This is a genomic window from Clostridioides sp. ZZV15-6388, from assembly GCF_020657755.1.
Lineage (GTDB): Bacteria > Bacillota > Clostridia > Peptostreptococcales > Peptostreptococcaceae > Clostridioides.
Map to the genome: position 1 here is coordinate 44,402 of NZ_JAGWCU010000024.1, position 11,439 is coordinate 55,840.

The 11,439-nt window shown below is 29.3% G+C and carries 6 protein-coding genes; 2 read left to right on the forward strand and 4 right to left on the reverse strand.

The window, feature by feature from the left end; translation table 11 throughout:
* Positions 1 to 4: 4 nt before the first annotated feature.
* Positions 5 to 1,000: a calcium/sodium antiporter gene (locus KGF48_RS14060; protein WP_227839504.1), complete on the reverse strand. Its 996-nt coding sequence runs from the start codon at positions 998 to 1,000 to the stop codon at positions 5 to 7.
* 360 nt (positions 1,001 to 1,360) lie between these two features.
* On the opposite strand from KGF48_RS14060, the gene pflB reads away from it, so the two are divergent.
* Together pflB and pflA are read left to right on the forward strand one after the other, a co-directional pair.
* Positions 1,361 to 3,592, forward strand: a complete 2,232-nt coding sequence (pflB, locus tag KGF48_RS14065) for a formate C-acetyltransferase (RefSeq protein ID WP_227839505.1) — start codon at positions 1,361 to 1,363, stop codon at positions 3,590 to 3,592.
* Between the two features lie 159 nt (positions 3,593 to 3,751).
* Complete coding sequence (gene pflA, locus KGF48_RS14070; protein WP_227839506.1) at positions 3,752 to 4,486, forward strand: pyruvate formate-lyase-activating protein; 735 nt, start codon at positions 3,752 to 3,754, stop codon at positions 4,484 to 4,486.
* 102 nt (positions 4,487 to 4,588) lie between these two features.
* Here the strand turns inward: pflA and KGF48_RS14075 are convergent, their stop codons facing one another.
* The 3 genes from KGF48_RS14075 to KGF48_RS14085 all read right to left on the reverse strand — a co-directional run bounded on the left by KGF48_RS14075 (position 4,589) and on the right by KGF48_RS14085 (position 10,881).
* Positions 4,589 to 6,259: a bifunctional diguanylate cyclase/phosphodiesterase gene (locus KGF48_RS14075; RefSeq protein WP_227868160.1), complete on the reverse strand. Its 1,671-nt coding sequence runs from the start codon at positions 6,257 to 6,259 to the stop codon at positions 4,589 to 4,591.
* Positions 6,260 to 6,385: 126 nt separating this feature from the next.
* Positions 6,386 to 9,001: a cell wall-binding repeat-containing protein gene (locus KGF48_RS14080; RefSeq protein WP_227868161.1), complete on the reverse strand. Its 2,616-nt coding sequence runs from the start codon at positions 8,999 to 9,001 to the stop codon at positions 6,386 to 6,388.
* 176 nt (positions 9,002 to 9,177) lie between these two features.
* Positions 9,178 to 10,881, reverse strand: coding sequence for an InlB B-repeat-containing protein (locus KGF48_RS14085; protein ID WP_227839509.1), 1,704 nt, complete (start codon positions 10,879 to 10,881; stop codon positions 9,178 to 9,180).
* Between the last annotated feature and the right edge of the window lie 558 nt (positions 10,882 to 11,439).

Genomic DNA, 11,439 nt, shown 5'->3' on the forward strand with positions numbered 1-11,439 from the left:
ATGATTAAATAATATACATAAAATACAAAATTGATATATATATAAAATATGTAAATAACATTAATATACCTTGTAATCTACTAAGTCTATTTGATTTAAGAGTTGGTACTATTACTAATAACAATAATAATATCATAAATGGTATATCAAGTTTTCTATTTTGAGATAATATTGGTATGTTATTTGGTATTGCTGATACAGCTATTACTGATACTATATTCAATATATTTGCACCTAAAATATTTCCTACAGATATTTCATGATGATTTTTTCTTATGGCAGTAATTGAAGACACTATCTCTGGTAAAGAAGTTCCAAGTGCTATTATAGTCAAACTCACTATACCTTGAGGTATATTAAGAAAACTAGCTATTCTTACACCACTCTCTATAAGAATTTGAGAACCTATTATCATCATTATTAAGCCTGTAGCAAAAATTATTAGTATTTTTATGATTTCTGCTATAGAGAAACCTCTGTACTGTTTACTCTTCTTTGTAGGTATTTCTTTAATAGTATTTTTTTGAACACCTCTATTTTTAGTATGCGATTTCCCTACAACACTCTTATAGTTATTAACCATATAAAAAATCAATATTATTATAAGTAATAATGAATCTCCTCTTGTTATAACTCCATCTAACCCCAATAAAATTAAAACTATAACAGATACTATTAATAGTAAAGACTTAGAAAAAAACATTTTTTTATCTACATTAAATGGACTTATAAAAACAACTAACCCTAATGCTAATCCTGTATTACATATTATAGAACCAATTGCATTTCCTAAACTCATTGTAGTGTGACCATCAATAGAAGCAAGTAATGACACTGTAAATTCAGGCAATGTTGTTGCAAAACTAACAATAGTTGCTCCAAGTATAATTTCTGAAATATTCGTTTTTCTACCTATCTCTACAGTACAATTTATAAAGATATCTGCGCCTTTAGTAATTAATAGGAAACCTACTAAAAATAATATCACTGTGATAAACAATATATCACCTCCCCCTATTAAATAAATATTCAAGTTGTAAAGATGTATGCTTTTTCTTTTTTGTACTGAGATTTATTTATTTCTAATTTATAATTTTTTCAAATATTACCTTATTAATTTAGACATTTATTTGTTTCATTTTATTAATATATGGGTATAATTTCATCACATTACTAACATATAATTTGTTTTATACTTTAAAACGACATTTTTTTATTTTTCATGTATACAGGATACGTATAATATGTTATTATTATATTAGAAAATATATTTTTTAAAAAATATATAAAATAAATTAAGTATATAAAAATTAATTTTAATAACATTATTTATCATTTAAATCTAAGGAGGAAATACTTAATGAATGCATGGCAAGGATTTAAAACAGGAAGATGGACTAAAGAAGTAAATGTCAGAGAGTTTATACAATTAAACTATTCTCCATATGAAGGAAATGACTCTTTCTTAGCTGGTGCTACTGAAAACACTAAAAAATTATGGGACAAAGCAATGGTCTTATTTAAAAAAGAAAGAGAAAATGGTGGTACTTTAGATGTAGATACAAAAACTATTTCTGGAATAGCTGCATATGCTCCAGGATATTTAGATAAAGTATTAGAAACAATAGTTGGATTACAAACGGATGCCCCTTTAAAAAGAGCGGTTATGCCATATGGTGGTATAAAAATGGTTGAAAATTCATGTGATGCTTTTGGATATGAATTAGACCCTGAAATAAAAGAAATATTCACTAAATATAGAAAAACACATAACCAAGGAGTTTTTGACGCATATACTCCAGAAATGAGAGCTGCTAGAAAATCTGGTATAATAACAGGTCTTCCAGATGCTTATGGTAGAGGTAGAATAATAGGTGACTATAGAAGAGTTGCTTTATATGGTGTTGATGCCTTAATAGAAGATAAAATCGAACAAAAGAAATCATTAGAAGTTTCTTGTATGGATGAAGAAGTTATAAGACTAAGAGAAGAAATAACTGAACAAATATCAGCTTTAAACGAACTTAAAAAAATGGCTGAATCTTATGGATTTGATATATCAAAACCAGCAACTAACTCAAAAGAAGCTGTACAATGGTTATACTTTGGTTATTTAGCTGCTGTTAAAGACCAAAATGGTGCTGCAATGTCTTTAGGTAGAACATCTACTTTCCTAGATATATACTTTGAAAGAGATTTAAAAGCTGGAACAGTAACAGAGGAAGAACTACAAGAATATATGGACCATTTCGTTATGAAGTTAAGAATGGTTAAATTCTTAAGAACTCCTGATTACAACAACTTATTCTCTGGAGACCCAACTTGGGTAACTGAGTGTATAGGAGGTATGGGAGTAGATGGTAGAACATTAGTTACTAAAAACTCATTTAGAATGTTAAATACTCTATATACATTAGGACCATCACCAGAACCAAACTTAACAGTTTTATGGTCAACTAAATTACCTCAAGGATTCAAAGATTTCTGTTCTAAAGTATCTATAGATACAAGTTCAGTTCAATATGAAAATGATGATTTAATGAGACCATACTGGGGAGATGATTACGGTATAGCTTGTTGTGTATCTGCAATGAAAATAGGTAAACAAATGCAGTTCTTCGGAGCTAGAGTTAACTTAGCAAAAACTTTATTATATGCTATAAATGGTGGTATTGATGAAAAATCTGGTGCTCAAGTTGGGCCAAGATTTGAGCCTATAACTTCTGAGTATTTAGATTTTGATGAAGTTATGAGTAAATTTGAACCATTTACTGATTGGTTAGCAAACTTATATGTAAATACTTTAAATGTAATACACTATATGCATGATAAATACTCTTATGAGGCATTAGAAATGGCATTACATGATAGAGATATATTTAGAACTATGGCTTGTGGTATGGCTGGATTATCAGTTTGTGCGGATTCATTATCTGCTATAAAACATGCTAAAGTTAAGACTATCAGAAATGAACAAGGAATAGCTGTTGATTTCGAAATAGAAGGAGATTATCCAAAATACGGAAACAACGATGATAGAGTTGATAGTATAGCTGTAGAGCTAGTTGAAAGCTTCATGAATAAGATAAGAAAAAATAAAACTTATAGAAATTCTTATCCTACTCAATCTATACTTACAATAACTTCAAATGTTGTTTATGGTAAGAAAACTGGTAATACACCAGATGGTAGAAGAGCTGGTGCTCCATTTGCTCCTGGTGCAAACCCAATGCATGGTAGAGATACTAATGGTGCTTTAGCTTCATTATCTTCAGTTGCTAAATTACCATATGAGCATGCTCAAGATGGTATATCTAATACTTTCTCTATAGTACCTGGTGCTTTAGGAAAAGATATGGCTGAAAGAATAAATAATCTTTCTGCAATGATGGATGGTTACTTCGCTCAAAATGCTCATCACTTAAATGTTAATGTATTTGATAGAGCTACTTTAGAAGATGCTATGGAACATCCAGAAGAATATCCACAATTAACTATAAGAGTTTCTGGATATGCAGTTAACTTCATAAAATTAACTAAAGAACAACAATTAGATGTTATAAACAGAACATTCCACGGTAAAATGGCTTAGTCTTTAAATTTTTATACTTTAGCTAAGATTACTACTGTGTAGAAAATAAAAATAAATGGCTATCTTATATTCGGATTATTTCTGGTATAAGATGGCCTTTTTTAGAGAAATATTATAACTATTAATAAAGTTATCAAAATATATTGTGAGGTGAACTCTATGATTAAGGGAAAAGTACACTCTATAGAAACATTTGGTACTGTAGATGGCCCAGGAATAAGATACATACTATTCTTTCAAGGATGTCCTCTTAGATGCAAATACTGTCATAATAGAGATACATGGGATACCAAATCTGGAAAAGAATATACAGTTGATGAAATAATAACTGATGCTCTTAAGTATACTTCTTTTATGAAGTTTTCTGGTGGAGGTATTACTGCTTCTGGTGGCGAGTCTACTCTTCAACCAGAGTTTTTAAGTGAACTATTTAAAAAAGCTAAAGAAAATAACATACACACTTGTCTAGATACATCTGGATTTGTAGATATAGAAACTATAGACTCAGTTTTAGATAATACTGACTTAGTTTTGCTTGATTTAAAACATATGGTTGAAGAAAAATCTATTGATTTGACTGGTGTGGGTATGGATAAAGCTTTAAAACTTGCTAAACACTTAGAATCAAGAAATATTCCAGTATGGATAAGACATGTTTTAGTTCCTGGGATTACTGATGATATAGATAACTTAGAAAGATTAGGTAGATTCGTTGCTACATTAAAAAATGTAGAGAGATTCGAATTGCTACCATATCATTCTATGGGAATACACAAATGGGAAAATTTAGGCGTTGATTATGAGTTAAAAGATGTTCCTGATGCTACCAAAGAAGATATAAAAAAAGCTAGTGAAATAATCTCTAAGTTTGGAGCAAAAGTATATAATAGCTAATACTCCTTGAGATTAATAACTATCACAATAAAATAAGGTAAAATATACGATTTAAAAAACCTTATATTTTACCTTATTTTTAATATACTTTATCTACACTCATCAATTTGATAATTTAAGTCTATAAAACTCAGATGCACTTACAGGTCTGCCAAATAAAAAACCTTGAATAATATCTACACCTAAACTCTTCACTATATTGTATTCTTCATAAGACTCAATACCCTCAACACAAACTTTCAAATTGATAATATGAGCTAATTTAATAATATATTCTAGAAAGGTATGTTCATAACTATTATATGTAATATTCTTAACAAAACTTCTTTCAATCTTTATTATATTAACAGATAACTCTTTAAGATAATTTAAAGATGAATACCCAGTACCAAAATCATCAATTGCAATATGTACTCCAATACTTTTTAAACTGATAAACTTGTCATTCAATAAATTTATATCTGGTATCCAACAATTCTCTGTTAGTTCTAAAATCAAAAACTCAGGTTTTAATTGATATTCTATCAAACATTCTATTATAAAATCTCTAAAAAAATCCTCTTTTAATTGAATATACGATACATTTACAGATATTTTGAAATCTGGATTTACTTTATGCCATTCTTTACACTGTTTTATGGCCTCTTTTATAATCCATTTTCCTACTGGTATAATTAGATTACTTTGTTCTAGTATTGGTATAAATTCAACAGGAGATACTTCTCCATAAGTATTTGAATGCCATCTCAAAAGTGCCTCTGCTCCTATAACGTTTTTGGTAGATGCATCTACCTGTGGCTGGAAAAATAACTCAAGGTCATTAAAATCATTTTCAATACACTCTCTCAATTTCTGTTGCATTGAAATTACTTTCAACTTATTTTCATAGAGTTCTTTTGAAAAAAACTTCATTCTATTTTTACCACCCATTTTTGCGATATCTAGTGCAATGTCAGCATGTTTAAATAAGTCCAAATAATTATCTCCATCTTCTGGGTACATAGCAACCCCCGCAGTTACTGTACAATAGTACTTATTTGATTCGATTTCATGCTGAGTATTTGTATACAATTGTATTTTTTCATATAAATTCTCTATCGTTTCTTTATTGCACATAGGGTAAAAAAATGCAAATTCATCTCCATCTAATCTGTACAATCTAACATCCTTAGGTAAATATTCTAAAACTTCTGTAGCAATTGCACGCAAAACCTTATCACCATAAGAGTGCCCATATTTCTCATTTATATTTTTAAAATTATCAATATCCATGATAAATATAGCTCCACTTGTATAGATTTTCTCTTTTATAATACAATTCATTCTGTATTCAAATTGTTCTCTATTCCAGGTTCCTGTGATAGAATCAAATTTATTCTTTTCACCTATATTCTTTATTCTACCAACTATAATTATAGTTTTTTGGTCATCTGATACATAAGCCTTCCCTCTACAAGAAATCCATACTACTTCTTCATATTTATTAATTAATCTATATTCTAAATTATGTTCATCTTTTTTTCCATCTACCAACGCTTGTATATCATCTTTCCATACTTTGACATCATCTGGATAAACAGTTTTACTCCAACAATTGACTACATCAGAATCCATATCTTTACTTAAGTTAAATTCATCAAAAATTGCTGAAGAAATTTTAAATTTATTCCTATTTATATCCCAAAAAAATATATAATCTTCTGTGCTTTGAGACAAAAGTTCAAAGAAAATTTCTATATGATCTAAATTTAAAGAGTTCGATTCTTCTCTCATCTTTTCCCCCTACAATATAAGTAATATAGTAAGATTATAACCCTACTTATAATAAAAATAAAGTAGGGTTATAATTTATTACTATTGGTGTAGTTTAATCAACAAAATATTCTTATTTATATTATACTATTTTACTAATCTTTTTATCTCATCAAATGCATCTTCATTTCCATTTCCTCCTACCTTAGTTATCTTATCAAATTTCTTACTTTTAACTAAAGTTTTTTGAGACTCATCAAGTGATTTTTCTACAATCATTACTGGTGATTTATTTTTACCTGCTAAAACACCTACTGTTAAAGCATCTATTAAATCATTTTCTCTTAACATCCCATTTTTTGTTACATAAAGATTTCTTAGTTCTTTATCCTTATAAAACTCTTCTATTACTTTTGAATTTGTTTTATTTCTATCTTCTCCACCTATTCTCTTTGGATTTGGAAACTGTTTTTCTATAGATTTTGGCAAAGAAGTTTCTCCTCCTATAATATAAGATTTTGATATTTCTTCTTCATCTATAAATTTTTTAATAGATGTTATCTCATTTTTTACATTTGTAAGAATTATTGGAGTTTTATTTTGTGCTGAAATGCCACCAACACTTATTGCATCTGCTAATCCGTCATGTCCATTGACTACAGATACTTTTTCTACATCTATTATTTTATCTATTTCTTTAGCAAGTCTTAGAGAAGTTGAATATCTATCTACTCCACCTATTCTTATAATAGTAAGCCCTTTTAATTTTAATTCTTTTTCTAAATCAGAGCTTAATGTATTTTCTCCACCTATTATATAAATATTTTTTGCTTTTAATCTTTTTATCTCTTCTTCTGTATTTGCATTTAATTTATCTTTTTCAGTTAATAAAATAGGTGCATTTTTAGTAGATGAAAATGGAGTTGCTGATAGGGCATCTGGTATTGATGTACTATTTACCAGTATCACATTTTCAGCTGATTCAAAACCTCTTTTACTTATTTTTATAGCAGTTTTGTATCTATCATCACCTGTTAAATTTTCTTCTGATGGACTAGTTGTATTAGTGGATGAACCTCCACTACTTCCTCCGCTGTTTCCACCACTATTTCCACCTGAATTATCATTATCTCCTTGGTTATCAGGTATCTTCTCCCATTGCGCATAAAGTACTATATTATCATCAACATTAATTATATCACTTCCATCACCTTTATATGGAGTTCCACTACCATCTGGTTTTGTATTCCATCCAATAAATTTGTACCCTTCTTTTGTAAGATTTCCTGTATTCGCTTTTACACTTGTATTTGTATTTCCATCATGCAGTTCATCTTCAGGTACATCTCCTTGTCCACCATTATTTTCATATTTAACTCTGTATTTATCTGTCCAAAATGCATAAAGAGTTGTATTTGTATCCTTTATGTTAAACTTTTCTCCTGCTTTATACCTACTTCCTGTATCATCTGCTTTTGTACTCCAATAAAAATTGCCTCCTCTACCAGAAGGTGCTACTAAACCATTATCACCAAGTATAGTAACTTCATCTCCTTTTCCATATATATTATTATCTATTGGCGCTGTACCTGTACTTCCATTTTTATCATATGTTACTCTACATTCTTCTTTCCATTGTGCAAATAAAGTTGTATTTTTTGTAAGGTTAAATTTATCACCATCTCTGTATGAAGTACCTTCACCATTATTTTTTGTATTCCATCCCATAAATATTGCTCCAGATTTAGATGGTATCTGACTTGTAACAGTTACTTCAGCGCCTTTTTTATGTTTTTCTTCTGATATACTTCCTGTTCCTCCATTTAAGTTATAATCTAATTTATATCCCCATTGTGCATATATCGTATCTCCTGCTATATTTGGCGGAATAGGGTCCCCTTCTTTGAAAGATGTGCCACTTCCATCTTCTTCTGTATTCCACCCTATGAATTCTTCATCACCATTGATAAGTCCACCTGACCCTGGGAATTTGTCAGCCTCTCCTGGTTTTGGTAGTTCTGGAAGTGTACCTGTTCCTCCATTACCATCCAGTTGCAAATCATACTCCCATTGTGCATAAAGATCTACGTTAAAATTGTCATAATCGTTTAATAATACCTCAAAACTTGAGCCTAAATTATAAGATGTTCCTGTACCATCAGCTTTTGTATTCCATTTTGTAAGTTTATAATTTGTTTTTTTAAGGTCACCTTCATTTCCTTTAATTTGCAAAGTAGCATTCTGATGATACTTATTTGAATCTGATGGAACATTACCTGAAGTATTTCCATTTCCGTTATATCTTACTTGTAAAAAGTCTGGAATCCAAATGGCATAAAGTGTTGTATCTCTATCGATATCTGTTCCTATTAGAATTTCTCCGCTTCCATATGGTTGAGTACCACTTGCCAAATGGTCCCTTGAGACACTCCAAGCATCAGTATGATAGTTTGCTCTTGTAAGATTATTACTGAACGCTAAATAAGAATCAAAATTATCAAGGTCATATACTTTTTGACCTGTTATTACTGGTCCAGGAATAACATTTCCCCCATTAAATATAGCTTCATTTATCGTTCCTCCAGTAGCCCCATTATCATCATAAGTTATTGTAATATTATTAACTCGCCTTAAGCTTTTATCTTGAATCTGCTTATTAAATATCTTATTTAAATCATAATCAGCAAAAACATTTGAATAATTTAAAGGAATTATAGCAAATGTAAGTATGCATATAGTTAACTTTTTTAACTTTTTATTCATCAAAACCCTCCCCTTTATATAAAAATTAATTTTATTTTTCATTTTGTAATTTGTAAAATAAAGAAATACTGATAAAATCTATATCAGTATTTCTTATAATTATTAAAATCTTATTCTTATATAAATATTAAATACGATTTTAGATTATAAATTACAATAATAAACAACTTATATTATTAATTTTTTTGCCACACTGCATATAATATAATGTTTCTTTCGTCCATAGTGATTGTACCTGATACTATTGTTGATGAGTCATTTCTAACTGTACTCCATCCTACAAATGTATAAGTATCAGCATTAAGCCCATTAACATTTCCTAAAACAGTCACAGTATCTCCTTTTTTATATTCTGTTGTATCAACAGGAGCCATACCTGAAACAGTTACTCCTGAAGGGAAGTTTGCACTATAAGCTACCCTATAAGTTTTTTCAGTTACAGTAAAATAAATTGTGTTTGGATTAATTCCAGAAGAATCAAGTGCAACTATTTGAGATTGACTTACTGGGTCTAAGTTGTATCCAGCAGGAACCTTTGTAGAGTCTGGAGTTATTGTATGGTCTCCAAGTACAGCATTAACAACCTCTGTATACGTATCTCCAACTATATTACCATCCTTATCTTTAAAACCAATTGTTAAAGTACGTTCTGCTTCTGAAGGCATCTTACTTACTGTAAAGTAAACTCTATCTGGTACAAGACCGCTTGTACTAAGATTTACCATTTCAAATTGGTTGTCTGGATTAAGTACATATCCATTTGGTACCTTTGTAGAATCAGATTCCACTCTATGATTTCCATATTTAGCTGGTAGTGTAACTGTATATGGGTCTCCAATTATTGCTCCACTATCTTTATCTTTAAAGTTAACTGTAACTATACGATTTACAAGTGGAATATCAGGACTTACTGTAAAGTAAACAATACTCTTGTCAAGCCCTGTTGGTTGTAAATTAACAGTCTGAGTTTGATTAGAAGGATCAAGCTTATAACCATTAGGAACTTTTGATGTGTTTGGTGTTACGTCATGTGAGCCTAGTATATCTGGAATTTCTTCTATATAAGTACTTCCAACATTATTTCCATCTTTATCCTTAAATCCAACTATAAGAACACGATTTTCTTCTGGCACTCCAGCCTTATCAGGAATTACTGTAAAATTAACTTCATTTGGGTTAACTCCATTTTGAGCAAGATTCACCACTTTAGATTGACTTGCTGGTTCTAATTTATATCCAGCAGGAATTTGTGTAGCATCAGGTGTAACTGTGCTATTTCCATACTTAGCTGGAACTCGAGTTGTATATGACCCAACTATAGCTCCTGTTTCTTTATTTTTATAATTGACCTTAATAGAAAGTTTTGCATTTGAAATTTCAGTAGATGCATATGATGTTCTTGTAGCGTTTCCATTCCCTGTATTAGGTGATGTATAGCTCCAATTTACTCCAGACATGTCTCGATTTGTCACAAAAGAATAAATTCCTGTCATTTGACTTCCTGTTATTCCTGCAGATGGTATGCCATTAGGGAATCCATAGCTTGTTCCATAAATAGTTGAAACTTTTTCCCCATTAATTTGTAATACCCAACCTTCTTGAGAACCTCCCTTTGGATCAGTTCCCCATACATACTTTACATTTAATGAGTTCCCACCACATGGGACAAATAATGAGAAAAATGTTACATATCCATTTCCCATATTTGCACGAAGGTCAACTTGATATCTTCCATTAATATCATATCTTCGCTCTGTACTTTGTAGTACTTCATTATTAACTTTATCTGGTAAAGTTTGTGCATATGATGGTACTCCTACACCAACAACTAAAGCTAAGGTTGCCACAAAAGATGTTAGTTTACTTAATCTGTGTTTCATTAAAAATCCCCCTCCAATATTTTTTATTTCAAACAGATTTTTCATACTTTATTTTGCATAGTCTTTATCAAAACTATTTATTTAAAGTCTAATTAATCTATTATGAAGTCTATCTTAAAAGTGAAGTTTTTATAGTTTATTTAATTTTTACTTGAAATCCTTTTTATTAAATAAAAAATATATTTAATTTTTACACAAATATATTAATACTTTATAGACTAGATATTTTGATTTTATTTTTGTAGAATTAAACAGCCTAAAAAAACAATAGCGTAAGATATTTTATATATTTATATTACTTAAAGTAATTAACTTTAATTGTTTTCAATTTCATGAAAATTAGTTGTGATATATGTTCAGAGTATCAATAATTATTTTAATTAAAATAATTATTTTAATTAAAATAATTATTTTAACTATGGTTATCATAGTTTCCATTTGTTATAAAAGGGTTTTTTTTTATGTAAAAAAAACTATAATAATATTATAAAAAATGTATATCAAAGCCATTCAAAATTTTTTCACATTTCTAATAATTGATTATCAGTAAAAGTATAG